Consider the following 253-nt stretch of genomic DNA (forward strand, 5'->3'; position numbering starts at 1 on the left):
GACTGTCCTTCATGGACAAAGCGTCGCCGGGGTACTGGGATGTGTTTGACCCCTCCAATGGCTACACTGCCATCCATGCGGCCATCGCGCGCCGGCTTCCCCTTGAGGCGACCAGCAGACGCTACTTCTTCGAAAGCGATATCCTGTTCCGCTTGAGTGTCATGCGTGCAAAGGTCGTGGTTATTCCCATGGAAGCGCGCTTCGCCGACGACGTGAGCGGACTCAAGGTGTCGAAGATCATCGGGGAGTTCTT

1 pseudogene is annotated in these 253 nt (G+C 58.1%); it reads left to right on the forward strand.

The features are described from left to right. Positions 1-253 (forward strand): annotated as a pseudogene (locus tag KVS69_RS19975) (glycosyltransferase family 2 protein); the annotation flags it as partial.

This window comes from Stenotrophomonas sp. GbtcB23, from assembly GCF_019091045.1.
In the GTDB taxonomy this organism is placed as follows: domain Bacteria; phylum Pseudomonadota; class Gammaproteobacteria; order Xanthomonadales; family Xanthomonadaceae; genus Stenotrophomonas; species Stenotrophomonas rhizophila_A.